Source organism: Bradyrhizobium sp. F1.13.3 (assembly GCF_040548265.1).
In the GTDB taxonomy this organism is placed as follows: domain Bacteria; phylum Pseudomonadota; class Alphaproteobacteria; order Rhizobiales; family Xanthobacteraceae; genus Bradyrhizobium.
Map to the genome: position 1 here is coordinate 438,968 of NZ_JBEPRI010000003.1, position 23,562 is coordinate 462,529.

25 protein-coding genes are annotated in these 23,562 nt (G+C 63.8%); 16 read left to right on the plus strand and 9 right to left on the minus strand.

All coding sequences use genetic code 11. The features are described 5' to 3' along the window. Positions 1 to 31: 31 nt before the first annotated feature. The 4 genes from ABIB66_RS11715 (at position 32) to cynS (ending at position 3,905) form a co-directional block, all read left to right on the plus strand. The gene (locus ABIB66_RS11715) at positions 32 to 1,411 is read left to right on the plus strand and encodes a CmpA/NrtA family ABC transporter substrate-binding protein (protein ID WP_354208488.1); all 1,380 of its coding nucleotides are present in this window, start codon (positions 32 to 34) and stop codon (positions 1,409 to 1,411) included. Between the two features lie 169 nt (positions 1,412 to 1,580). Further along, positions 1,581 to 2,420 (plus strand): nitrate ABC transporter permease, encoded by an 840-nt coding sequence (ntrB, locus tag ABIB66_RS11720; protein WP_354208489.1) that lies wholly within the window; start codon positions 1,581 to 1,583, stop codon positions 2,418 to 2,420. Positions 2,421 to 2,424: 4 nt separating this feature from the next. Beyond that, complete coding sequence (locus tag ABIB66_RS11725; protein ID WP_354208490.1) at positions 2,425 to 3,357, plus strand: ABC transporter ATP-binding protein; 933 nt, start codon at positions 2,425 to 2,427, stop codon at positions 3,355 to 3,357. A 65-nt stretch (positions 3,358 to 3,422) separates the two neighbouring features. Beyond that, a complete protein-coding gene (gene cynS / locus ABIB66_RS11730) occupies positions 3,423 to 3,905 on the plus strand; it encodes a cyanase (RefSeq protein WP_007612142.1) in 483 nt (160 codons plus the stop codon). 114 nt (positions 3,906 to 4,019) lie between these two features. On the opposite strand, the gene ABIB66_RS11735 is transcribed toward cynS, so the two are convergent. Continuing rightward, on the minus strand, positions 4,020 to 4,343 hold the full coding sequence (locus ABIB66_RS11735; RefSeq protein ID WP_007602260.1) for a DUF1476 domain-containing protein: 324 nt from the start codon (positions 4,341 to 4,343) through the stop codon (positions 4,020 to 4,022). A 309-nt stretch (positions 4,344 to 4,652) separates the two neighbouring features. Here ABIB66_RS11735 and purC point away from each other — a divergent pair, with 309 nt between their 5' ends. Together purC and purS are read left to right on the plus strand one after the other, a co-directional pair. Continuing rightward, the gene (gene purC, locus ABIB66_RS11740) at positions 4,653 to 5,420 is read left to right on the plus strand and encodes a phosphoribosylaminoimidazolesuccinocarboxamide synthase (protein WP_171944915.1); all 768 of its coding nucleotides are present in this window, start codon (positions 4,653 to 4,655) and stop codon (positions 5,418 to 5,420) included. 12 nt (positions 5,421 to 5,432) lie between these two features. Next, positions 5,433 to 5,675, plus strand: coding sequence for a phosphoribosylformylglycinamidine synthase subunit PurS (gene purS, locus ABIB66_RS11745; RefSeq protein WP_007602264.1), 243 nt, complete (start codon positions 5,433 to 5,435; stop codon positions 5,673 to 5,675). 10 nt (positions 5,676 to 5,685) lie between these two features. On the opposite strand, the gene ABIB66_RS11750 is transcribed toward purS, so the two are convergent. After that, a complete protein-coding gene (locus ABIB66_RS11750) occupies positions 5,686 to 6,702 on the minus strand; it encodes a magnesium and cobalt transport protein CorA (RefSeq protein WP_354208491.1) in 1,017 nt (338 codons plus the stop codon). A gap of 165 nt (positions 6,703 to 6,867) precedes the next feature. On the opposite strand from ABIB66_RS11750, the gene purQ reads away from it, so the two are divergent. Continuing rightward, positions 6,868 to 7,569, plus strand: a complete 702-nt coding sequence (gene purQ, locus ABIB66_RS11755) for a phosphoribosylformylglycinamidine synthase subunit PurQ (RefSeq protein WP_354208492.1) — start codon at positions 6,868 to 6,870, stop codon at positions 7,567 to 7,569. After that, complete coding sequence (locus ABIB66_RS11760; protein ID WP_354208493.1) at positions 7,566 to 8,537, plus strand: tripartite tricarboxylate transporter substrate binding protein BugD; 972 nt, start codon at positions 7,566 to 7,568, stop codon at positions 8,535 to 8,537. Before purQ ends, ABIB66_RS11760 begins: the two co-directional genes overlap by 4 nt. A 3-nt stretch (positions 8,538 to 8,540) precedes the next feature. Here ABIB66_RS11760 and ABIB66_RS11765 read toward each other — a convergent pair whose 3' ends face one another. Together ABIB66_RS11765 and ABIB66_RS11770 are read right to left on the minus strand one after the other, a co-directional pair. Continuing rightward, the gene (locus ABIB66_RS11765; RefSeq protein ID WP_354208494.1) at positions 8,541 to 9,497 is read right to left on the minus strand and encodes a DMT family transporter; all 957 of its coding nucleotides are present in this window, start codon (positions 9,495 to 9,497) and stop codon (positions 8,541 to 8,543) included. A 75-nt stretch (positions 9,498 to 9,572) separates the two neighbouring features. Beyond that, on the minus strand, positions 9,573 to 10,052 hold the full coding sequence (locus ABIB66_RS11770; RefSeq protein WP_275170072.1) for a PaaI family thioesterase: 480 nt from the start codon (positions 10,050 to 10,052) through the stop codon (positions 9,573 to 9,575). Between the two features lie 183 nt (positions 10,053 to 10,235). Between ABIB66_RS11770 and purL the strand changes: the two genes are divergently transcribed. Beyond that, on the plus strand, positions 10,236 to 12,446 hold the full coding sequence (gene purL / locus ABIB66_RS11775) for a phosphoribosylformylglycinamidine synthase subunit PurL (protein ID WP_354208495.1): 2,211 nt from the start codon (positions 10,236 to 10,238) through the stop codon (positions 12,444 to 12,446). Positions 12,447 to 12,567: 121 nt separating this feature from the next. Here purL and ABIB66_RS11780 read toward each other — a convergent pair whose 3' ends face one another. After that, the gene (locus tag ABIB66_RS11780; RefSeq protein ID WP_354254872.1) at positions 12,568 to 13,746 is read right to left on the minus strand and encodes an acyltransferase family protein; all 1,179 of its coding nucleotides are present in this window, start codon (positions 13,744 to 13,746) and stop codon (positions 12,568 to 12,570) included. A 188-nt stretch (positions 13,747 to 13,934) separates the two neighbouring features. On the opposite strand from ABIB66_RS11780, the gene ABIB66_RS11785 reads away from it, so the two are divergent. Next, positions 13,935 to 14,108, plus strand: coding sequence for a DUF1328 domain-containing protein (locus ABIB66_RS11785; protein WP_007602280.1), 174 nt, complete (start codon positions 13,935 to 13,937; stop codon positions 14,106 to 14,108). A 161-nt stretch (positions 14,109 to 14,269) separates the two neighbouring features. Here ABIB66_RS11785 and ABIB66_RS11790 read toward each other — a convergent pair whose 3' ends face one another. After that, positions 14,270 to 14,629, minus strand: a complete 360-nt coding sequence (locus ABIB66_RS11790) for a DUF427 domain-containing protein (RefSeq protein ID WP_275170074.1) — start codon at positions 14,627 to 14,629, stop codon at positions 14,270 to 14,272. A gap of 210 nt (positions 14,630 to 14,839) precedes the next feature. On the opposite strand from ABIB66_RS11790, the gene ABIB66_RS11795 reads away from it, so the two are divergent. Together ABIB66_RS11795 and ABIB66_RS11800 are read left to right on the plus strand one after the other, a co-directional pair. After that, positions 14,840 to 15,076, plus strand: coding sequence for a BolA family protein (locus tag ABIB66_RS11795; protein ID WP_018316584.1), 237 nt, complete (start codon positions 14,840 to 14,842; stop codon positions 15,074 to 15,076). A gap of 24 nt (positions 15,077 to 15,100) precedes the next feature. Next, complete coding sequence (locus ABIB66_RS11800) at positions 15,101 to 16,294, plus strand: low temperature requirement protein A (protein WP_354208672.1); 1,194 nt, start codon at positions 15,101 to 15,103, stop codon at positions 16,292 to 16,294. 25 nt (positions 16,295 to 16,319) lie between these two features. On the opposite strand, the gene egtD is transcribed toward ABIB66_RS11800, so the two are convergent. Then, on the minus strand, positions 16,320 to 17,291 hold the full coding sequence (egtD, locus tag ABIB66_RS11805; RefSeq protein WP_354208496.1) for an L-histidine N(alpha)-methyltransferase: 972 nt from the start codon (positions 17,289 to 17,291) through the stop codon (positions 16,320 to 16,322). A gap of 52 nt (positions 17,292 to 17,343) precedes the next feature. Further along, complete coding sequence (egtB, locus tag ABIB66_RS11810; RefSeq protein WP_354254858.1) at positions 17,344 to 18,636, minus strand: ergothioneine biosynthesis protein EgtB; 1,293 nt, start codon at positions 18,634 to 18,636, stop codon at positions 17,344 to 17,346. Between the two features lie 241 nt (positions 18,637 to 18,877). On the opposite strand from egtB, the gene grxD reads away from it, so the two are divergent. From grxD to ABIB66_RS11830, 4 genes are read left to right on the plus strand one after another with little or no spacing between them, the layout of a single operon-like run. Continuing rightward, positions 18,878 to 19,204 (plus strand): Grx4 family monothiol glutaredoxin, encoded by a 327-nt coding sequence (gene grxD, locus ABIB66_RS11815; RefSeq protein ID WP_063995769.1) that lies wholly within the window; start codon positions 18,878 to 18,880, stop codon positions 19,202 to 19,204. Positions 19,205 to 19,207: 3 nt separating this feature from the next. After that, positions 19,208 to 19,759 carry an O-acetyl-ADP-ribose deacetylase gene (locus tag ABIB66_RS11820; protein ID WP_354254859.1) on the plus strand — a complete coding sequence of 184 codons (552 nt, stop codon included), beginning with the start codon at positions 19,208 to 19,210 and terminating at the stop codon, positions 19,757 to 19,759. A gap of 46 nt (positions 19,760 to 19,805) precedes the next feature. After that, positions 19,806 to 21,092 (plus strand): serine hydrolase domain-containing protein, encoded by a 1,287-nt coding sequence (locus ABIB66_RS11825; RefSeq protein WP_354208499.1) that lies wholly within the window; start codon positions 19,806 to 19,808, stop codon positions 21,090 to 21,092. Position 21,093: 1 nt separating this feature from the next. Continuing rightward, positions 21,094 to 22,356 carry a serine hydrolase domain-containing protein gene (locus ABIB66_RS11830; RefSeq protein ID WP_354208500.1) on the plus strand — a complete coding sequence of 421 codons (1,263 nt, stop codon included), beginning with the start codon at positions 21,094 to 21,096 and terminating at the stop codon, positions 22,354 to 22,356. 114 nt (positions 22,357 to 22,470) lie between these two features. Here ABIB66_RS11830 and ABIB66_RS11835 read toward each other — a convergent pair whose 3' ends face one another. Then, positions 22,471 to 23,538 (minus strand): threonine aldolase family protein, encoded by a 1,068-nt coding sequence (locus tag ABIB66_RS11835; RefSeq protein WP_354208501.1) that lies wholly within the window; start codon positions 23,536 to 23,538, stop codon positions 22,471 to 22,473. Positions 23,539 to 23,562 lie beyond the last annotated feature (24 nt).

A 23,562-nucleotide genomic window follows, 5' to 3' on the forward strand; every position in this document is an offset into this window, starting at 1 on the left:
TTCTCCTCGCAAATGACGCGCAGGAGGTCCGATGTCCACTTTCGACAATCCGTTTGATCCCGATCGCAACCTGCGAGCCGGCTGTGCCTGTGGTCAGCATCAATCCGCAGCAGAGCATGAGCAAGCAACCGCATTGCGCTGCGCTCCCGTCGAGAGCGAACAGAAGCGCTACGAGGGCGTCGTCGCCTCTGCCGTGATGCGCGCGATGTTTCCTCAGGACGCGGCGCGGCGCGCATTCCTGAAGTCGGTCGGGGCCTCCACCGCGCTGGCGGCGCTGTCGCAGTTTTTCCCGCTTCAGACCGCCACCGAAGTCTTTGCGCAAGCCGGCGCGCCGGAAAAGAAGGACCTCAAGGTTGGCTTCATCCCGATCACCTGCGCGACGCCGATCATCATGGCGGCGCCGCTGGGCTTCTATGCCAAGCACGGCCTCAACGTCGACGTGGTCAAGACCGCCGGCTGGGCCGTGATCCGCGACAAGACCATCAACAAGGAATACGACGCCGCGCACATGCTGGCGCCGATGCCGCTCGCGATCTCGCTGGGCTTAGGTGCCAACGCCATTCCGTTTGCTGTACCTGCGATCGAGAACATCAACGGGCAGGGCATCGTGCTGGCGAGCAAGCACAAGGACAAGCGCGACCCGAAGGACTGGAAGGGCATGAAGTTCGCCATCCCCTTCGACTATTCCATGCACAATTATCTGCTGCGCTACTATCTCGCCGAACACGGCATCGACCCCGACACCGACGTGCAGCTGCGTTCGGTACCGCCGCCGGAAATGGTGGCAAACCTGCGCGCCGACAACATCGACGGCTTTCTCGCGCCCGACAACATCTGCCAGCGCGCGATCTATGACGGCGTCGGCTTCATGCATCTTTTGTCCAAGGAAATCTGGGACGGGCATCCCTGCTGCAGCTTCGCCGCCAGCCGCGAGTTCATCACGACGGCACCGAACAGCTTTGCGGCGCTGACGCGTGCGATCGTCGATGCCACCGCCTATGCGTCGAAGGCGGAGAATCGCAAGCAGATCGCCGAGGCAATCGCGCCGGCGAACTACATCAACGCGCCGGTGACGGTGCTGGAACAGGTCCTGACCGGCACCTATGCCGACGGCCTCGGCGGCGTGAAGACGGATGAAAAGCGCGTCGATTTCGACCCGTTCCCCTGGCAGTCCTTTGCGGTGTGGATGCTGACGCAGATGAAGCGCTGGGGCCAGATCAAGGGCGACGTCGACTACAAGGCGGTCGCCGAGCAGGTCTATCTCGCCACCGACACAAGAAAGCTCATGACAGAGATGGGCCTGGCGCCGCCAGCCGGCAGCTACAAATCATTTGCGGTGATGGGCAAGACTTTCGATCCGGCCAAGCCGGAGGATTATCTGGCGGGCTTCAAGATCAGGAAGGCGTCGTGAGGGGCCGCGATGTGCCTCCGCTGTCGTCCCGGCGAAGGCCGGAACCCATAACCCCCGGGCGGAGTTTGGCGAATATACGTTGTTCGGTACTACGACCTTTCGACTCCGCTAGATTCCGCGGTATGAGTCCCGGCCTTCGCCGGGACGACTCGTGGAGAGGTCTTGCTGCATGACCGCCTCCCTTCGTCTCCGCGCCGGCCTGGTCTCAATCGTGCTGCTCGTCGCGTTCCTCGGGGTCTGGCATCTCGCCGTGCGCTCGACGGCACCGGTGGCCACGATGAGCCCGGAATACGCCAAGCTGATGGGCCTGACTGCGACGCAGGGCAAATCCGCCATGCCCGGGCCGTTCGATGTCGGCGCAAAACTCTGGGAGCATTTGAAGAGGCCGTTCTACGACAACGGGCCGAACGACAAGGGGCTCGGCATCCAGCTCGGTTATTCCATTGCGCGCGTCGGCACCGGCTATCTGCTGGCGGTGCTGGTCGCGATTCCGCTCGGCTTTCTCATCGGCATGTCGCCGCTGCTCAGCAAAGCGCTCGATCCGTTCATCCAGGTGCTGAAGCCGATCTCGCCGCTGGCGTGGATGCCGCTCGCGCTCTACACCATCAAGGATTCCTCGATCTCCGCGATCTTCGTCATCTTCATCTGCTCGATCTGGCCGATGCTGCTCAACACCGTGTTCGGGGTCGCGAGCGTACGCAAGGAATGGATCAACGTCGCGCGAACGCTCGAGGTCGGCACGATCAGGCGCGCCTTCACCGTGATCCTGCCGGCAGCGGCGCCGACGATTTTGACCGGCATGCGCATTTCGATCGGCATCGCCTGGCTCGTGATCGTCGCGGCCGAAATGCTCGTCGGCGGCACCGGCATCGGCTATTTCGTCTGGAACGAGTGGAATAATCTCTCGATCACCAACGTCATCATCGCGATCCTGCTGATCGGGGTCGTCGGCATGCTGCTCGACCAGATTCTCGCGCGTTTCACGCGCATGGTCACGTTTCCGGAGTAGGGCTGTGACCGATAAATTCGTCTCCATCGAAGCCATCGCCAAGCGCTATCCGGGCGCGGGCGGCGTGACGACGACGATCTTCGAGAATCTGTGGCTGTCGATGGCGCGCGGCGAGTTCGCTTGCGTGATCGGCCATTCCGGCTGCGGCAAGACCACGGTGCTCAACATCCTCGCCGGCCTCGATGCGCCGAGCGAGGGCGCGGTGATCGTCGACGGGCAGGCCATTTCAGGGACGAGCCTCGACCGCGCCGTGATCTTCCAGAGCCATGCGTTGCTGCCCTGGCGCACCGTGCTCGGCAACGTTGCCTACGCCGTGAGCTCGAAATGGCGGAGCTGGAATCGCGCCAAGGTGAAGGCGCATGCGCAAACGTTTATCGATCTCGTCGGTCTGACGGGGTCGGAACACAAGCGACCTTCCGAGCTTTCCGGCGGCATGAAGCAGCGCGTCGGCATCGCGCGTGCGCTCTCCATCACGCCAAAGATGATGCTGATGGACGAGCCGTTCTCGGCACTCGACGCGCTGACGCGGGGCACTCTGCAGGACGAGGTGCGGCGCATCTGTCTTGAGACCGGGCAGACCGCGTTCATGATCACCCATGACGTCGACGAGGCGATCTATCTCGCCGACAAGATCTTCCTGATGACCAACGGCCCCGGCGCGGTGCTCGCGGAAGTGGTCGAGAACCCGCTGCCGCGGGACCGAGGCCGCATCGATTTGCACCGCCATCCGCTGTATTACGCGCTGCGCAACCACATCGTTGATTTCCTGGTGATGCGCAGCAAGACTTTCGCCGCCGAGACGCCTGGTCACGATCCGCGCAATGTGCCGGTGGTGCGTATCGGCAAGCCCGGACTGACGATCGCGGCTGACGCCAAGTCGGAGCCGCTCAATGAGACGTCGTGGCCGGGCTTGGCCCGGCCATCCACGTCTTCCTAGTACAGCCAAGAACGTGGATGCCCGGGACAAGGCCCGGGCATGACGACAGCCAAGGAGACCCTGACATGAAACGCGAAGACCTCACCGAGAAGCTGCTCGACATCAAGCGCGAGAAGGGCTGGACCTGGAAATACATCTGCGAGCAGATCGGCGGCTATTCCGAGGTGCTGATAACAGGTGCGATCCTCGGCCAAATGAAATTGACCAAGCCGCAGGCCGCCAACGCCGCTGAACTATTCGGCCTGACGAAGGCCGAAACCACGATGCTGAACGAGACGCCGATGCGCGGCATGCCGATGCCGCCGACCGATCCCTTGATCTATCGCTTCTACGAGCTGGTCATGGTCAACGGTCCGGCCTGGAAGGCGCTGATCGAGGAGGAGTACGGCGACGGCATCATGTCGGCGATCGATTTCGACATGGTGATGGAGCGCCTGCCCAATCCGAAGGGCGACCGCGTCAAGATCACCATGAGCGGCAAATTCCTGCCGTACAAATATTACGGCGCCAGCGGCAATGTGCCGGAATATGGCTTCAAGGAGGGATAGCGATCCCTCCGTCATTCCGGACGCCGCGATAGCGGCGATCCGGAATCTCGAGATTCCGGGTTCGGTCCTGTGGACCGCCCCGGAATGACAGTGTGTGCGGATGCCTCTTTCGCCTTATTTCCCGGCCTTCACCTCGGCCGCCGCCACCGCGATCAGCTCGTTCATCTTGGCGCGAATCGCCTGTTCGGTGATGGCCACGTTCTTGGCGGCGAAATCGGCCATGACCTTGCGCAGGACGTCGGCGTCACCGGCCTCCTCGAAATCGGCCGCGACCACCTCCTTGGCATAGGCCGTGGCGGCATCGCCGGTGATGCCGAGCTTTTCGGCCGCCCACAGACCGAGCAGCCGGTTGCGGCGGGCTTCCGCCTTGAATTTCTGCTCCTCGTCGAGGGCGAACTTCTTCTCGAAGCCTTCCTCGCGCTTGTCCAACGTGCTCATGCCTTTTCCAATTCCCTGCTGACCGGACCCGGCTGGCCCTCGTTGCGAGAGCCCCGGTGCATGCCTAGATAGGGGGCACGAATCGGCAAAACAACGAGCCGTTAAGCCGCAGGCAAGGCGGTATAAGTTTGATGCCGGACGGCTGGATCGATTGTGCTGGGGGAGCCAATCGGATAGGTTGCCTCAGGCTGGGTTCCCGTTCTGTTTTCTCGGGTTCCAGGCTGTTCACGGCAGCTCCGCTGTGGGTCGTAGTCTCGTCAACCGGAGCACACCAAATACATGGATTTCAACAAAACACGGTACATCCCCATGAGCCGTCGGCGTCGCATTTATGAAGGCAAGGCAAAGGTTCTTTACGAAGGCCCGGAGCCCGGTACCCTGATCCAGCACTTCAAGGATGACGCCACCGCGTTCAATGCGAAAAAGCATCAGGTGATCGAGGGCAAGGGTGTCCTCAACAACCGGATCTCGGAGTACCTGTTTCAGCACCTCAACGACATCGGGGTGCCGACCCATTTCATCCGCCGCCTCAACATGCGCGAGCAGTTGATTCGCGAAGTCGAGATCGTGCCGCTGGAAGTGGTGGTGCGGAACGTTGCCGCCGGCTCGCTGTCGCAGCGCCTCGGCATCGAGGAGGGCACGCAGCTGCCCCGCTCGATCATCGAGTTCTACTACAAGAACGACCAGCTCAACGACCCCATGGTGTCGGAAGAGCACATCACTGCTTTCGGCTGGGCGACGCCGCAGGAGATCGACGACATCATGGCGCTTGCCATCCGTGTCAACGACTTCCTCACCGGTCTCTTCCTCGGCATCGGCATCCGCCTCGTCGACTTCAAGATGGAGTGCGGCCGGCTGTTCGAGAACGATATGATGCGGATCATCGTCGCCGACGAGATTTCCCCGGATAGCTGCCGTCTGTGGGACATCAAGTCGAACGAGAAGCTCGACAAGGACCGTTTCCGTAGGGATCTCGGTGGGCTGCTCGAGGCCTATACCGAAGTCGCCAAGCGTCTCGGCATTCTCATGGAGAACGAGCGTCCGGCGGGCTCCGGCCCGGTGCTGGTGAAGAGCTAAGAGGGATCTGACGTGAAGGCACGTGTTACCGTTACGTTGAAAACGGGCATCCTCGATCCGCAGGGCAAGGCGATCGAGGGTGCGTTGAAGTCGCTCGGCGTCGACGGCGTCGCCAGCGTTCGCCAGGGCAAGGTGTTCGACATCGAGCTCGCGGGCGCAGACAAGGCGAAGGCGGAGGCGGCGTTGAAGGACGCCGCCGACAAGCTCCTGGCGAACACCGTGATCGAGAATTATCGGGTCGAGCTGATCGGGTGACCGGGATGGCTCACAGCCATCCGACCCGACGAAAGCGCCAGTAGAGCGCGCCGCACGCCGTCAGCATCACGCCGAGCAGCGTGTAATAGCCGTATTCCCAGTCCAGCTCCGGCATGTGCTTGAAGTTCATGCCGTAGATGCCGGCAAGCGCGGTCGGGATGGCGATGATCGCGAGCCATGAGGCAAGCTTCTTGGAGACCGCCGTCTCCTGGGCCTGGCCGACCAGCAGGCTCGCTTCAAAGGCGAAGGCCAGCACCTCGCGCATCGAATCGATCCGTTCCTGGATATTCCTGACGTGGTCGGTGACGTCGCGGAACAGCGGCTGCATCGTCGCGCGCACCATCGCCAGCTCGTCATGCTCGAGCCGGCGGCAGACCTCGACCAGAGGGCCGATCGCGGTCCGGAGCCGCAAGAGGTCGCGGCGCAGCATATAGAGCCGTTCGATCTGCGCCTTGCTGATCGCCTTGGAGAGCACGTCATCCTCAATGCTCTCGACTTCTTCGTGAATGCTCTCGAGCACGGGCGAGTAGTTGTCGACGATGAAATCGAGAATGGCGTAGAGGATGTAGTCCTCGCCGCGCGCGAGCGCTCGCGGGCAGCTTTCGCAGCGTTCGCGCACCGGGGTGTAGGACGTCGACGCGCCGTGGCGCACCGAGACCAGATAGCCTTCGCCAACGAAGATGTGCGTCTCGCCGAAGGCGATCCGGCCCTCGATCAGTTGCGCAGTCCGCGCCACGATGAACAGGGCCTCGCCATATTGCTCGATCTTCGGTCGCTGATGGGCGTGGTTGGCGTCCTCGATGGCGAGCTCGTGCAGGTCGAACTGCTTCTGCACCGCGCTGAGCAGCGCCATGTCGGGTTCGTGCAGCCCGATCCAGACCACGTGGCCGGGCTTCGCCCGCCAGCTCGAGGCTTCGCTGATGGCGATATTGGCGACGCGCCGGCCGTCGACATAGGCACCGGCGGCGATGACGCCCTCGGTGGACACCGGCTCGGAGGGGAATGTGGGCAGCGACGGGACATTCATGGCTTTAATCCCGGGCGAATCGATCGGCCGAATGGCGGGCTATGGCCTGTGCACAACGCTCGCTGCCGAGGCTAGCACTGGTAAAATCCCCGTCAAATGGATATGTCTGCTGGCGATTTGGCAGCCGTGCCAGCCCCATTCCAATCCTCGTTCGGAACCTCTGCCATGAAAGCCGCCATCCTCGTCTTTCCCGGAATCAACCGTGAGCGCGACATGGCGCGCGCCTTGAGGCTGATCTCGGGCAGCGAGCCCGCGATGGTCTGGCACGCCGAGACGTCGCTGCCTGATGGCACCGACCTCGTGGTGGTGCCCGGTGGGTTCTCCTATGGCGATTATCTGCGCTGCGGCGCGATTGCGGCGCGGGCGCCGGTGATGGACGCGGTGCGCGACTATGCGGCCAAGGGCGGCCTCGTGCTCGGCGTCTGCAACGGCTTTCAGATCCTCTGCGAGTCCGGCCTCTTGCCCGGCGTCCTGATGCGCAATGCGCGGCTGAAATTCATCTGCCACGACGTGCATCTCCGCGTCGAGCGCTCCGACACGCCGTTCACGCGCGGCTACAATGCAGGGCAGGTGATCCGCGTGCCCATCGCGCATGGCGAGGGCAATTATGCGGCGGACGCGGAGACCATCAAGCGGCTCGAAGGTGACGGTCGCGTGCTTTACCGCTATTGCTCGGCCGACGGTGCGATCGACGATGTCAGCAACATCAATGGCGCCGCGCAATCCATCGCCGGCATCGTCAACGACAAGGGCAACGTGCTCGGCATGATGCCGCATCCGGAAAACCACGTCGAAGACATTATGGGCTGCACCGACGGCCGCGGCCTGTTCGCCGGCCTCACCGCGCATCTGGAAAAGGCCGCGTGATTAGGTCCGTGCTGAAGCGGCTGTCGGCCGCTGTCGCCGTCGTTACGCTCTCGACGGCCGCGTTCGCGCAGGACTTCCCCAAGCGTCCGGTCACCATGATCGTGCCGTTCGCGGCCGGCGGCACGTCCGACGTGATCGCGCGCACGGTTGCCGAGCAGATGGGCATCGCGCTCGGCCAGACCATCGTGATCGAGAACGTCGCCGGCGCCGGCGGCTCGACCGCACTGGCGCGCGCCTCCCGTGCCGAGCCTGACGGCTACACCATTGCAATCGGCAATGCCGGCACCAACGCCGCGACCTATACCATCTATCCCAAACTGCCGTTCACGCCGGACTCCTTCGTGCCGATCGCCATGGTGGCGAAGACGTTCGGCATCATCGCCGTGCGCAAGGATTTTCCGGCAAAGGACCTGAAGGAGTTCATCGCCTACGCCAAGGTCAACCCGGGCAAGATCAATCTCGGCCATGCCGGCGTCGGCTCTTCGAATTACCTTATCTGCAAGAGCTTCATCACGGCCGCCGGGATCGACGCGACGCTGGTCGGCTATCGCGGCGCCGCGCCCGCGCTCACCGATGCGATCGGCGGCCAGATCGACGGCGTCTGCGATGCGGCAGCCTCCGTCTCGCAGTCGATCAACGAGAAGCTGGCGCGCGGGCTCGTGGTCGGCTCGACCGTCCGGCTCGCCACAGTGCCTGACCTGCCGACATCAGCCGAAGCCGGCCTGCCCGAATTCGAAGCGCAGGGCTGGAACGGCCTGTTCGCGCCCAAGGGCACGCCTGCGGCAATCATCGCCAAGCTGAATGCAGCGGCACGCACGGCGGTCGAAACCGACGCGGTGAAGAAGCGCTTTGCCGACCTCTCGACCGTAGCCCCCGATGCCGACGAGCACACGCCCGAGGTGCTACAAAAGCTCGTGACGCGCGACGTCGAGAAGTATCGCAAGATGCTGGCGGACGACGCCAAGTAATAGCTAGCGTCGTTTCAAACGTTCCGTCGGAACTGTCATGGCCGCGACGCCCGCCATGACCAGCACCAGTCCCAGCGCCAGGTTCGAGGGTACGCTCTCGCCGAGCAGCAGCACGGAGAGGCCGACGCCGATCGGAATGCGCAGATAGCCCTGCGCATTCGTCGTCAGCGTGCCGAGCCGTCCCAGGCACATGTAGAACAGCATGAGCCCCAGGGCGCTGGAGACGATGCCCATGACGATGGTGGCTGTGATCGCGGTCGGCGTCGGGTGCAGCGTCCAGGGCTGGTCGATGATCAGCGAGGGCGGCAGCAGCACGAGGCCGCCGAACAGCAGTGAGCCGGCCGCCACCACCATCGGGTCGTATTCGGACAGCCGCAGGCCGAAGATCGTGGCGCAGGCGAACGAGATGGTGGCGAGCAGGATGGCGATCTCGGCCACGATTTCGCTGCCGAAGCCGCGCAGCGCATCCAGGCCCACGATGACGATGGTGCCGGCAAGGCCGAGGAGCGCGCCTGCGAGCTTCAGCAGCGTTGCCGGCTCGTGACGCGTGATCAGCGAGGTGATCAGAAAGGCGAAGATCGGCGTGGTCGAAGCCAACACCACCGTGTTCGACGCCGGCACATATTGCTGCGACCAGGTGATGATCAGGAACGGAAAGGTCGAGTTGATCAATTGCTGGGTTGCGAACAACTTCCAGGCCTTCCCGTCGGTCGGGATCCTGACGCCGCGCATCCACAGGATCGCGAACAGGAACGCGGCCGCGATCAGCGACCGCGCTGAGATGAAGGTGATGGGCGGGATCGTGTCCAGCGCGAGCTTGGCCAGCGGATAGGTTGAGCTCCAGCAGCAGGCGAGCGCGACGAGCAGCGCATAATCGCGCCAGTTGCGCGCGCCGGCGGCGGGCATGGATGGCAATGGCGAGGCCGTGGCGCGAGCCGTCGGCGGTGTGCTCTGCGGCACCTTGATGTTGCTCCCCGGCGCGACAGCGCTGGACACAAGTCTGGGCGAGGGGGCGCCAAAAGGGAAGGCGGCGAGCTATGCGTTTGGCTGCAGTGCCGGCTTCCGCTTCACCCGCTTGATCGTGCCGGAGAATGTGAACAGGGGCCGCCCGCCTGACGTCAGCTTGCCGCGCAGGAAGATCAGCGAGCCCCCGGCGCGGGAGACTTCGCCGACGCATTCGATCAGCTCGCCTTCGCGCGCCGCATCGAGGAAGTCGCAGGCGAAATTGGTGGTCACGGCCGGCCCATCCAGTTCGTGGGTGGCGATCGCGAACAGGCAATAGTCGGAAAATGCCATGAAGCAGCCGCCATGGACGTTTCCGGAGCCGTTGAGGTGCTTCTTCTCGACCCGGAACGCCGAGCGGACGCTGCCGTCGTCCTCGATCTTGTGCCAGAACGGGCCGATATGGCTCTCAAAACTGTCGCGAATCCAGGTCCGCCAGCCCTGGAATTCCCCGTCGGTGGCGACGTGGAGGTCGGGGCGGCGAGGCGGGGGCGCTTTGGTCAATTCATGCAAGGAAATGGGCCTTCAATTGCGGGTCTTTTGCCCTTAAATCCGATCTGCCCGTGCTGTGCAATTCCTGTTCCCGCAGCCCCCGGCCGCAAAACGTGGGACAGCGGGAAAATGCGCCATAAAGGGCTTTTCCAAGCCGTCCGATGTTCCTAAGAACGGCCTACCGCCGTCGAAAGCCTCGAATCCATGAAGAACGAACCAAAGATCACCCCCGAGCTGATTGCCGCCCACGGGCTCAAGCCCGATGAATATGAGCGCATCCTGAAGCTGATCGGGCGGGAGCCGACCTTCACCGAGCTCGGCATCTTCTCGGCGATGTGGAACGAGCACTGCTCGTACAAATCCTCGCGCCTCCATCTGAAGGGCCTCCCGACCAAGGCGCCTTGGGTGATCCAGGGCCCGGGCGAGAATGCCGGCGTGATCGACATCGGCGACGGCCAGGCCGTGGTCTTCAAGATGGAGAGCCACAACCACCCAAGCTATATCGAGCCGTACCAGGGTGCGACCACCGGCGTCGGCGGCATCTTGCGCGACGTCTTCACGATGGGCGCGCGGCCGATCGCCTGCCTCAACGCGCTGAGCTTCGGCGCACCGGAGCATGCCAGGACGCGGCACCTCGTCTCGGGTGTCGTCGCCGGCGTCGGCGGCTATGGCAACTCTTTCGGCGTGCCGACGGTCGGCGGCCAGGTCCGCTTCCACACCCGCTATGACGGCAACATCCTCGTCAACGCAATGGCGGTCGGCCTCGCCGATACCGACAAGATCTTCTATGCGGCCGCCTCCGGCGTGAACATGCCGATCGTCTATCTCGGCTCCAAGACCGGCCGCGACGGTATCCACGGCGCTTCGATGGCCTCGGCCGAGTTCGACGACAAATCCGAGGAGAAGCGTCCGACCGTGCAGGTCGGCGATCCCTTCGCCGAGAAGCTGCTGTTGGAGGCTTGTCTCGAGATCATGGAAAGGGGCTGCGTCATCGCGATCCAGGACATGGGCGCGGCGGGGCTGACGTGTTCGGCGGTCGAGATGGGCGCCAAAGGCGACCTCGGCGTCGACCTCGATCTCGATGCGGTGCCGACCCGCGAGATCGGGATGAGCGCCTACGAGATGATGCTCTCGGAGAGCCAGGAGCGCATGCTCATGGTGCTCAAGCCCGAGAAGGAGAAAGAGGCCGAGGCGATCTTCAAGAAGTGGGGCCTCGATTTCGCCGTGGTCGGCTACACCACGCCGAGCAAGCGCTTTGTGGTCAAGCATGGCGGTGACGTCATGGCCGATTTGCCGATCAAGGAGCTCGGCGATGAGGCGCCGCTCTATGACCGCCCGCATGTCCCCTCCGCCGCCTTGACGGTCGTGCATGCGCGCGAGGTGCCGGCTCCGATGGGTCTCGGTGCCGCGCTCGAAAAGCTGATCGGCACGCCCGATATGTGCAGCAAGCGCTGGGTCTGGGAGCAGTACGACCACGTCATTCTCGGCAACACCATGCAGCGCCCCGGCGGCGATGCCGCCGTGGTGCGCGTGCAGGACGGTCCGAAGGGCCTGGCGCTGACCGTCGACGTGACGCCGCGCTATTGCGAGGCCGATCCGTATCAGGGTGGCATGCAGGCGGTGGCGGAAGCCTGGCGCAACATCACCGCGGTCGGCGGCAAGCCGCTCGCGATCACCGACAATCTCAATTTCGGCAATCCAGAGCGGCCCGAGATCATGGGCCAGTTCGTCGGCTGCCTGAAGGGCATCTCGGAAGCCTGCCGCACGCTCGACTTCCCGGTCGTGTCCGGCAACGTCTCGCTCTACAACGAGACCAATGGCCGCGCGATCCTGCCGACGCCCTCGATCGGCGGCGTCGGCCTGCTCGACGATTTCACCAAGTCGGCCTCGCTCGCCTTCAAGGCGGAGCGCGAGGCGATCCTCCTGATCGGCGAGACTCACGGCTGGCTCGGCCAGTCGGTTTACTTGCGCGACATCTGCGGTCGCGAGGAGGGTGCGCCCCCGCCGGTCGACCTCGCGGCGGAGAAGCGCAACGGCGATTGCGTCCGCGGCATGATCCATGCGGGCACCGCGACCGCCGTGCACGATCTCTCCGACGGCGGCCTGCTGATCGCGCTTGCCGAGATGGCGATGGCGAGCGGCATCGGCGCAAAACTGCTCGCCGCGCCGACCGCGCTGGTGCCTCAGGCCTATTGGTTCGGCGAGGACCAGGCACGCTATCTCGTCACTGTGCCTGAGACCGAGGCCGGCCGCGTGCTCGCCAAGATGCGCGGCTGCGAGGTGCCCTGCGTGCGGATCGGCACCACCGGCGGCGACGCCGTCGCGATCGCGGGCGAGGCGCCTGTAACGATCGACGCGCTGCGGACCTCCTTCGAGCGCTGGCTGCCGGAGTATATGGGCGGCAAGGCGGCGTAAGGCGCTTCCCCGAACTCCGTCATTGCGAGCGCAGCGAAGCAATCCAGAGCCTCACCGCCGAGGCACTCTGGATTGCTCGTCGCAAGAGCTCCTCGCAATGACGAATGGAAAGAGCTCGGCCTCACAGCACGTGCGAGGCCCCCGGAATCTTCCGCAAGCCCGCCGTCAGTCCCCAGCTCAAGATCACCGTGAGCACGAAGCCGATCGTGGCCTTCACGATCGCCGGCCACCCGTAGTCGTACAGCGCGTACTGGATCCACAACGCGATCGGGTAGTGCACCAGGAAGATGCCGTAGGCATCCGCCTGCATGCGGTCGAGCAGGTTCGGGCCCGGCGACTTCTGGTGCAGGAAGAAGGCGAGGATCGCGAGCAGGATTCCGGCCGAAAACAGCACGAACAACGTGCCGTAGATCGCCTGGTACCAGTGCGGCTGCGGGTCTGGATTGCCCAGAACTTCGCGCTTGATGTAGATCATGCCCCACATCAGGCAGTAGGGGATCAGCGTGGCGAGCACCCACAGCCAGCGCTGTTTCGGCAACTGGCCGCCGGCGCTGAGGATACCGCGATCGAAATTCGCAGCTCCAACACTGACGCCGATGAAGAAATAGGCGAAGTAGAGCAGGACGCGGCTCGCCTGCACCGAAAACGGCCCGAACTCGAACCATTTGCTGCCGCCGAAATAGAGCAGCGCCGGCACGTAGGCGATTGTCGCGACGATCACGAGCAGCAGCCAGAATACGGCCGGCTGGTCGAATCCGCGCAGCGACACGCGGTTGCCGGGATCGACCAGATGCGCGGAGACCCGGTAGAGCAGGCTCGCGGTCAGATCGAACGCCAGCAGCACCCACACGAACCAGATCGGGCCGCTGGGCCACGGGCCGACCGTGATCGTCTTCCACCAGAACGCCGTGAAGCCCAGGCCCGGATCGTGCCGCAGCGCGATTGCGTAATAGGCGAGCGGGATGACCGTGAACGCCGCGATCGCGAACGGCAGCCCGAGCCGTAACAGGCGGTCACGGAGAAAGACCGACGGCGCCTTGCGCGCGATGCCCGGCCAGGTGAACAGTCCTGACAGGAAGAAGAACATGGCCATGAAGAAGCTGTCGGTGGCCAGCACGACGATGTCGAAACCGGCCCAGAAGGCCGGATCGGTGTGACCGAAATAGGTGTAGGGAATGACGGCGTGGTGCAGCAGCACCACCAGCGTGAGGAAGGTGCGGGCACGATCGAGCGACAGGTTGCGCGCCTTGGCCCTCGGCGCCGCGTGCACCTCTGCCCCGATCGTCGCTGAATGTGACATCGTCATCGTGGCCGCCCCGGTCGCGCTTCTATCCCCGCCGGACTTTGCCGCCGGGAACCGGATTCAGCAAGGGTCGTTTGACACGTCTGCAGGTCCCGACACCCTAGGAACCAGTTCCCTGCGACGAAGTTAGCGTTCGCCAAAAGGGCTTGAGGCCGTGGCAAGGCGGTACAATTTCGGAGCTGGCGATGACGATCCTGAAATGGGCGCTGATCTTCTTACTGGTCTCGATCGTGGCCGGCGTGCTCGGCTTCACCGGCATCTCGGCCGCTTCCGCCGACATCGCCCGCTTCCTGTTCTATGTGTTCGTCGCGATTTTCCTGGTGCTGCTGATCCTGGGGCTCACGATCTTCAGGGCGTAGCGGGGCTCGCGTCAGCCATCGCTGCCGTCATGGCCGGGCTCGTCCCGGCCATCCAGGCCATCCGCGCATGACCAAGAACGTGGATGCCCGGGCCTTCGCCTCGCCGAAGCGGCTTTGGCCGCGCAGGCGGGACAAGCCCGGGCATGACGAACTCTCAGCGGCTACCCCACTTCCTCGATCTTCACCTTGTCCGGGTAGAAGGCGAGGTGACCGGAAATCTCCGTCATCGCGGGGAAGGGCGCCTCATAGGTCCAGATCGCGTTGTCCAGCGTCTGGCCGTCGGCCTTGACGCTGTAATAGCTCGCATCCCCCTTGTAGGGGCAATGGGTGACGCGGTCGGTGCGCTCCAGCAGCGCCATGTTAGCGTCCTGTCGCGGCACATATTGCACCGCCGGATATTTCGCCTCTTTCAGCGTCAGCGCCTTGGTGGTCTCGGCGATCACGATATCGCCGGCCGTGACGCGGACGCGTCGGGGATTTGGGGTGATGGTGATGGGGTGGTCGGGCCCTGGAAGCTTCATGATTTCATGCCTTTTCGATCAGTCTGCCGCGCGCGGCACTTTGTCGTGGCTTTATCGCAATGGGATCACGGATATAGTGCCTCAAGGCGTGACGTAGAAGGCCGTTCACGCTAAGTTTGGCCCCGCCGGCAAGATCGGCTTTGCGGATCCGGACCCCGGCAGCGATTCGACGACAAGGCTGATTGCAGCCGAGACAGGAGCACGACCCGAATGCCAATGGACGCCCACGATATCGAGGCGATGATCAAGGCGGCGATCCCCGATGCCGAGGTGACCATCCGTGACCTCGCCGGGGACGGCGATCACTATGCCGCGACCGTGATCTCGGAATCCTTCCGCGGCAAGTCCCGCGTCCAGCAGCACCAGATCGTCTATCAGTCCCTGCGCGGCCAGATGGGCGGCGTGCTGCATGCCCTGGCGCTGCAAACAGGCGTCCCGGGCGCTTGATCTGATCGTGACGGGGGGATGACGATGGCTGCGGACAATCCGCGCGGCGCGATGTTCCGCGTCATCCTGCCGAACCAGCACAGCCGCGTCACCAATGCAGAGCTGTTCTTCGACCTGGTTTTCGTTTTCGCGATCACGCAGGTCTCGCACACGCTGCTGCACCATTTTACGCCGCTCGGTGCGGTGCACGTCGCGGTGCTGTTTCTCGCGGTATGGTGGGTGTGGGTCTACACCGCCTGGGTCACCAACTGGCTCGATCCCGAGCTGACGCCGGTCCGGATCCTGCTCTTCCTGATGATGCTGGGCGGCCTCGTGCTGTCGACGACGATCCCGACCGCGTTCGAGGGCCGGGGCCTGTGGTTTGCGATCGCCTACGCAACGATGCAGGTCGGGCGCACGGCCTTCTGGATGTTTGCAACGCCGCGGCATCGAATGGCGGTCCGGCACAATGCGATCCGCATCCTGACGTGGCTCTCGGTCTCCGCGATCTTCTGGATCCTCGGCGGCCTCGCCCATGACGAGGCGCGGCTATGGTTCTGGATCGGGGCGTTGTCGATCGAATACGTCTCGCCGGCGGTGCGCTTCTGGGTCCCGAAGCTGGGCTTCTCGTCGGTCGAGGCTTGGGCGGTCGAAGGCGGCCACATGGCCGAGCGCTGCTCGCTCTTCGTCATCATCGCGCTTGGCGAGGCCGTCGTCGTCAACGGCGCGACCTTTGCCGAGCTGGACTGGACCGCGGACAACATTTCGGCCTTCGTCTCCGCGCTGGTCGGCGCCATCGCGATGTGGTGGGTCTATTTCCACAAGGGCGCCGAGGCCGGCGCCGAGCGCATCTCGAAATCCGCCGAATCCGGTCGGTTGGCGCGGCTCGCCTATACCTATCTGCACATGCCGATCGTCGCCGGCATCATCCTGACCGCGGTCTCCGACGAGCTGGTGCTGAAGCATCCGGTCGGCCATTCCGATATCAGGACCATCGTCAGCACGATCGGCGGTCCCTTGCTGTTCCTGGTCGGCACCATCCTGTTCAAGCACGCGATCCGTGGCTTCCTCCAGCTCTCGCACGGGATTGGCATCATCCTGCTTCTGGTGCTGTCGTGGTTCGCCGCGGAGCTCTCGCCGCTATGGCTGTCGGTCGCCGCGACAGTGATCATGATCGTTGTCGCGGTATGGGAGTCGGTCTCGCTGGGATCGACGCCGGAAGAGGCCGAAGAGCATTGAGCCGGCGCCAATTGGCCCGGAGCCGTTACTCCGCCGCCTCCAGCGCGTGCACCGAGAACATCTTCGCCGCATCCGTCCAGCTCTCGCGCACTTTCCAGCCGGCGCCTTGCGCCAGCGCGGCAAAACGCTCGAGGCTGTATTTGTAGCTGTTCTCGGTGTGGATGCTCTCGCCCGCGCGGAACGAGAAGCTGGTGCCGAGCAGGCGCACGGTCTGGCTCTTTTTGCTGATCAGGTGCATCTCGATGCGGTGCCGCTCGCGATTGTAGATCGCGCGGTGGGTGAAGGCGGAGAGGTCGAAATTGCCGCCGAGCTCGCGATTGATCCGCACCAGCACATTGAGGTTGAAACGTGCGGTGACGCCGGCGGCATCATTATAGGCGTCGTGGAGCAGGCGCTCCTCCTTCTCGAGGTCGGCGCCGATGATCATCTGCGCACCCCGGCCCAGAATAGCGCGCGCGCTCTTCAGGAAGGCCTGCGCTTCATGCGGCTCGAAATTGCCGATGGTGGAGCCCGGGAAGAATCCGACCTTGGGCATGGTCGCCACTGCCTTGGGAAGCTCAAAGGGCGTGGTGAAGTCGGCCGCCACCGGGTAGATGCCGAGTGATGGAAAATCCCGCTTCAGGCCGTTCGCCTGCGCCTTCAGGAAATCGCCGGAGATGTCGACAGGCACATAGGCCGCGAACTTGCAGTGGTTGAGCAGCAGCCGGACCTTTGTGGTCGCGCCCGCGCCGAACTCCACGAGAGCCGCGTGCTCCGGAATGATTTTCGCGATCTCGCTGCCGCGCTCCTTCAGGATCGCAAGCTCCGTGCGCGTCGGGTAATATTCCGGCAGCCGTGTGATCGCTTCGAACAATTCCGATCCGGCCGCATCGTAGAAATATTTCGGCGACAGTTTTTTCGGCTGCTGCGAGAGGTCCCCGATGGCCTCGCGGGCAAAGGCGGTGGTCTGCTCGTCGGGAAGATGGGCTTCGGCCAAGGCGCTGGCGTGCACATTCATGATACTCTCCTGAACGCGCTGTCCGGCGCGCATTTGTCGTCGGATGAGAATTTTACTCGTAGTCGGCGAGCCGCAGTCCCGTGAATTGCCAGCGGTGGTGCGGATAAAAGAAGTTGCGATAGGTGATACGGCTGTGCCCTTCCGGGGTTGCAAGCGAAGAGCCGCGCAGCACCAGCTGGTTGACCATGAACTTGCCATTGTATTCGCCGAGGGCGCCTTCGATGGCGCGATAGCCGGGGTAGGGCGAATACGAGCTGCGGGTCCACTGCCAGGCGATGCCGAAGGCATCGTTGAGCTGGCCGGCGCGAGCCGCGACCTCCCACTCCATCTCGGTCGGCAGATGTTTTCCCGCCCAGCGCGCGAAGGCGTCGGCCTCGTAATAGCTGACGTGGCAGACCGGCGCGTCGGGATCGACCGGCTTGAGGCCGGCCAGCGTCATCACATGCCATTGGCCGTCGATCTCGCGCCAATGGCCGGGGGCGTCCCAGCCCTCGTTGTTCACGGCCGCAAAACCGTCCATCAGCCACAGCGTTGCGGTCCGGTAGCCGCCGTCGCGCATGAAGGCGAGCCATTCGCCATTGGTGACGAGATTGCGTGCGAGCTTGACCGGGCCGACGAGGGCACGATGGGCCGGCTTCTCGTTGTCGAAATGAAAACTGTCGTCGACATGACCGACGGTGTGGATGCCTTCGTTCAGCCTCAGCCAATCGTCGCCGGCCGGCGCCGCGGTCGGGAAGCGCCAGTCCGGATCATAGGCCGGCGGGATCGGATTCTGCGCGAAGGCGTGCAGGATGTCGGTGACCATCAACTCCTGATGCTGCTGCTCGTGGTTGAGGCCGACCTCGACCAGTGGCGCGATCTCGCGAAGCTTGTCCTCGCCCGCGTCGCCGAAGAATTTCACGACGGCAGCGTCGACATGTTTTCGATAGGCGCCGACCTGATCGGCGCTCGGACGGGTGATATCGCCGCGGTGATTGCGGGAATGGCGCGGGCCGGCGCTGACGTAATAGGAATTGAACAGGAAGGCGAAGTCGGGATGAAAGGGCTGGTAGCCCGCACAGTGCTCGCCGAGCACGAACTGCTCCCAGAACCAGGTGGTGTGCGCCCGGTGCCATTTCGTCGGGCTCGCGTCCGGCATGGACTGGATCTGCTGGTCCTCCGGCGACAGCGGCGCGGCCCGGCGCTCGGTCTCGTCGCGGACGGCGAGAAACGCGTCTTCCAGCCTCTGGGCAAGGCCGCCCAAATCGGCCGACGGTGACGGGGCGGGGGCCGTAGCGGAGCCTTGTTTCGTCACGTTTTTCTCCAGACAGGACAAGAGAACGTTGTTGGCGTTGTCGGGTTCCAAAACGCCGGGTTCGTCCTAGATAGGGGCTCCGTGACGGTATGAAAGTCCTCCCCGGCGATGATATTCGTGCCATCATGCAATGGGCCGCTGCTGCCGAGAGCGGTCCGCCCAGGGGCCGCTCGCCGCCATTTTACTTTGGATGCACAACGGTTTGGGCTACATATATGGGGAGGGATCGGGTTAAATCGGCTGAGCCAGCCCGAAGCAATTGGAGTGGGCTCCGCCCCATAAGGACACGGATATGAGCATCGAGGAATTCATCGCTAACGAAGTGAAGTCGAACGACGTGGTTCTGTTCATGAAGGGTACGCCGCAATTTCCGCAGTGCGGGTTCTCCGGCCAGGTCGTCCAGATCCTCGACCACATCGGCGTCGGTTATAAGGGCCTCAACGTTCTCGAATCCGCCGAACTGCGCAACGGCATCAAGGACTTTTCGAACTGGCCGACCATTCCGCAGCTCTATGTGAAGGGCGAGTTCGTCGGCGGCTGCGACATTGTCCGCGAGATGTTCCAGGCCGGTGAGTTGCAGCAGCTCTTCTCCGAAAAGGGCGTCGCTGTCGCGGCCTGATACGTGACCGGGCTGACGCGCCGGATCGGAGGCGCGGAGCTCAAGGTCATTGTTGCTGACATCACCACGCTGAGCGTTGACGCCATCGTCAACGCGGCCAACACGTCGCTCCTGGGTGGGGGCGGCGTCGATGGTGCGATCCATGACGCTGCCGGTCCCGAGCTTCTAGCCGAGTGCCGGAAGCTTGGAGGATGCCCGACCGGCGATGCCAAGATCACACGGGGCTACCTTCTCCCTGCGCGTCATGTGATCCATGCAGTCGGTCCGGTCTGGCACGGCGGCACTCGTGGTGAGGCTGAGGCGCTGCGCTCCTGCTACCGCCGTGCGCTTGAGCTCTGTGAGGCTAATCAGCTGACCTCCGTGGCGTTCTCCGCGATTTCGACCGGGGTTTACGGCTTTCCGGCCGACCAGGCCGCGACGATTGCGGTCCATGCGACCATTGAAGCCCTGCCGACCGCGCCGCTGGTCGTCGAGGTCATATTTTGTTGTTTCTCGGAAAAGAGCGCGGTTCTGCACGCGGACGCTTTGGCGCGGCACAGCAGCCCTTGTGCCTGATGGCGCTGCCGGTACACTCCGCCGGGCCATGTTCCGGGGAGGGGATATGATTTCACAGTCTGGACTGCGTGCGCTGGTCTGCGCCGCGCTTGTGTCGTTGGGTACGATGTCGTTCGCGCGGGCGGAGGGCACCTACGAGATTCCGGCCGGCGCGCATTTCAACAAGGACAAGCTCGCCAGGATCACCGAGTTATTCAAGAACGAGGTCGCGACCGGCAAGATCGCCGGCGCAAACGTGCTCATCAAGCAACATGGCAAGCCGGTCTACCACGAAGTCTTCGGCGTGCAGGACGTAGTCAGTAAGGCGCCGATCACCGACAAGACGATCTTCCGCCTGTTCTCGATGAGCAAGGCGATCGCTTCCGTGGTCGCAGTGAAGTTGATCGAGGAAGGTACGATCAAGCTCGACGATCCCGTCTCGAAATACATTCCGTCCTTCGCCAACGTGAAAGTCGGCGTCGAGAAGAAGGCCGAGGACGGCACCAAATCGCTCGAGCTCGTGCCGCCGAACCGGCCGATGACGGTGCACGATTTGATGACGCACACCTCGGGCGTCACCTACGGCTTCTACGGCGACAGTCTGGTCCGCAAGGCCTATCGCGAGGCCAACATCTATGCCGGCGATTTCGACCTCGCGGAGTTCGCCGAGCGCATCGCAAGACTGCCGCTGCACAACCAGCCGGGCGCGCTGTGGCAATACGGCCATTCCACCGATATCCTGGCCCGGGTCATGGAAGTCGCGGCCGGCAAGCCGCTCATCGAGATCGAACGGGAGAAGCTGCTCGATCCGCTCGGCATGGTCGATACCGGCTTCTTCGTCACCGATCCCGAGAAGCAGAAGCTGCTGGCGCAGCCGGTGCCGAACGACAGCGATTTCCGGGTCGGACGGATCAACGATCCGACGGTCGCCAAGAAAATCCAGTTTGCCAGCGGCGGTATGGTTACGACCATGGCGGATTATGAGCGCTTTACGCAGATGCTGCTCAACGGCGGCAGCCTCGACGGCAAGACGATTCTCAAGCCCGAGACGTTCAAGCTGATGGCGACCGACCAGATCGGACCCAAGTCGGGTGTCGATCGCGATTATTTCTACTTCCCCGGCGATGGTTTCGGCTTCGGTCTCGGACTTGCGGTCCGCACCGATCCCGGCAACGCAAAACCGCCGCCGCCCGGCGATCTCGGCGAATTGAAATGGGACGGCGCCTCCGGCTGCTATTTCGTGATCGACCCCAAGCAGGACATGTTCTTCGTGCTGCTGGAGCAGACCCCGACCGAGCGCCAGCGCGTGCAGCGAACATTGAAGCAGCTGGTTTATGAAGCGATGGAGAATTGACATGGTCGGGCGCCGCGCATTGATCGCGGCGCTCGTCCTTCTCGCCGGCGGCATCGTTGCAAAGGCAGGCTCGGAGAGACCTGAGGTTCGCACGCTCTCGCCCGCGGGGCTGGCGAAGGTTTCCGACTACATCCGCAACGAGGTCGCCACCGGCAAGATCCCCGGCGCCATCCTGCTGCTTCAGCAGCACGGCAAGCCGGTGTATTACCAGAATTTCGGCGTCCGCGACGTCGCGACCGAACTCTCGATGAGCGCAGACACGATCTTCCGCCTCTACTCGATGTCGAAGCCGATCACCTCCGTGATGGCGATGATGCTGGTCGAGGAGGGCAGGCTTTCGCTCGACGATCCCGCTTCGAAATACATTCCGGCCTTTTCCGGCATAAAGGTCGGTATCGAGAAAAAGGCCGAGGACGGCAAAGTCGCCCTGGCGCTGGAGCCGCTGGAGCGACCAATCACGATCAAGGATCTGCTGCGCCACACCTCAGGGCTGCCTTACGGCTATTACGGCGGCGGTATGGTGCGCGAGCTCTATGCGGACGCCAATCTCTTCAACAGCAATCTGACCAACGCCGAATTCGTCGCCAAGATCGCCACGCTGCCGCTGGTCGAGCAGCCCGGCACGGTGTGGGACTACGGCTATTCCACCGACGTGCTCGGCCGCATCGTCGAAATCATCACGGGAAAGACGCTGCTGCAGTTCGAGAAGGAGCGGCTGCTCGATCCGCTCGGCATGACCGAGACGGCTTTCTTCGTCGCCGATCCCGCCAAATTCCCGCGCATCGCCGAGCCGATACCGGAGGATCGCTACATCAATCCATCGACGCAGCTCCGCGACATCAGGCGGCCGGCGACATGGGAATCGGGCGGCGGCGGCATGGTCGGTACCGTCGGCGACTACGCCCGCTTCGCCCAGATGCTGCTCAACGGCGGCACGTATGAGGGCCGGCGCTATCTCAAGCCAGAGACCATCGCGCTGATGGCCTCGGATCATATCGGGTCGGAGACGAAGATCGCGCGCGACCAGAACTATTATCCGGGCGGATCTTCCGGCTTCGGTCTTGGCTTCGCCGTGCGCACCTCGGTTCCCCCTGGAACGGCGTGGCCGCTCGGCGAATATCGCTGGGACGGCGTCGGCGGCACGTTCTTCTTCATCGATCCCGAGGACGATCTGTTCGGAATCTTCATGGTGCAGACCCCGACGCAGCGCGGCCGGATTCAACTGGCACTGAAGACGCTGATCTACCAGGCGATGGGGCGGTAGCCTTTTCGTCTAGCCCCGCTGTGGTAGCCCGGATGGAGCGAAGCGCAATCCGGACCGCTGCCGATGTCGCCCCGGATTTCGCTGCGCTCCATCCGGGCTACGGGGCTACAGGACTTACGCTCCGCGCGCGATCTCGCGCACGTAGCCGATCGTCTCCTCGATCTGGCTCGCATTGACGTCGAGATGCGTGCAGGCGCGAATGCGGCCGTCCATCATCGCAAGCGTCACGCCGCGCTGGCGCAGTGCCGCGACCATCTTGTCGCCGGGAATGCCGGCTCCATCGGGCTTGAAGAACACCAGGTTGGTCTCGGGCTCCTGCACTTCGACGCCAGGGATCTGCGACAGACCGCGGGCGAGCGCGCGCGCGTTGGCGTGATCGTCGGCGAGCCGGTCGACGTGATGGTCGAGCGCGTAGATGCAGGCCGCCGCGCAAATTCCGGCCTGCCGCATCGAGCCGCCGAGCCGCTGCTTCCACTGCCAGACCGCATCGATGAAGGCGCGCGATCCCGCCAGCACACCGCCGATCGGCGCGCCCAAGCCTTTCGAGAAGTCGATCCAGGCCGAATCCCACCCCGCGGTCATGTCACGCGGGGAGATGCCGCTCGCGACAGTGGCGTTGAGCAGACGCGCGCCGTCCATGTGAGTGACGAGGCCATGTTGTTTCGCGATCGCGACGATCTCGTCGAGCGCGGCTTTCTTCCAGATTGTGCCGCCGCCGATATTGGCGGTCTGCTCGACGCTGACCACCGTCTGCGGCGGCTGATAGCGGGTGCGTGGATGCAGCGCTTTGCGGAACGTCTCCGGCGTGAACTGGCCGTCGGGTCCCTTCAGCTGCGTGACCTGGAAGCCGCCGATCGCAGCATGCGCGCCGCCTTCGCGCGCGATAATGTGGGCGCTCTCATGCGCGAGGATCTCGTCCCCGGGACGGCAATGCACCAGCGTCGCGGTGACGTTGCACATCGTGCCGGAGGGCATGTACACGGCGGCTTCCTTGCCGAGCAACTCGGCGACGCGCTCGCATAGCGCGTTCACGGTCGGATCATCGCCGACCTGCTCGTCGCCGACCTCCGCGCGCGCCATCGCCTCGCGCATCGCAGGTGTCGGCTTTGTCTGCGTGTCCGAGAGCAGATTGATGCGCACCGGCGGCGCCTTGGGGTCGATCGGGGGAGGGGTGTAGAGCATGCGACGCCTCCTGAAGGCAAACGG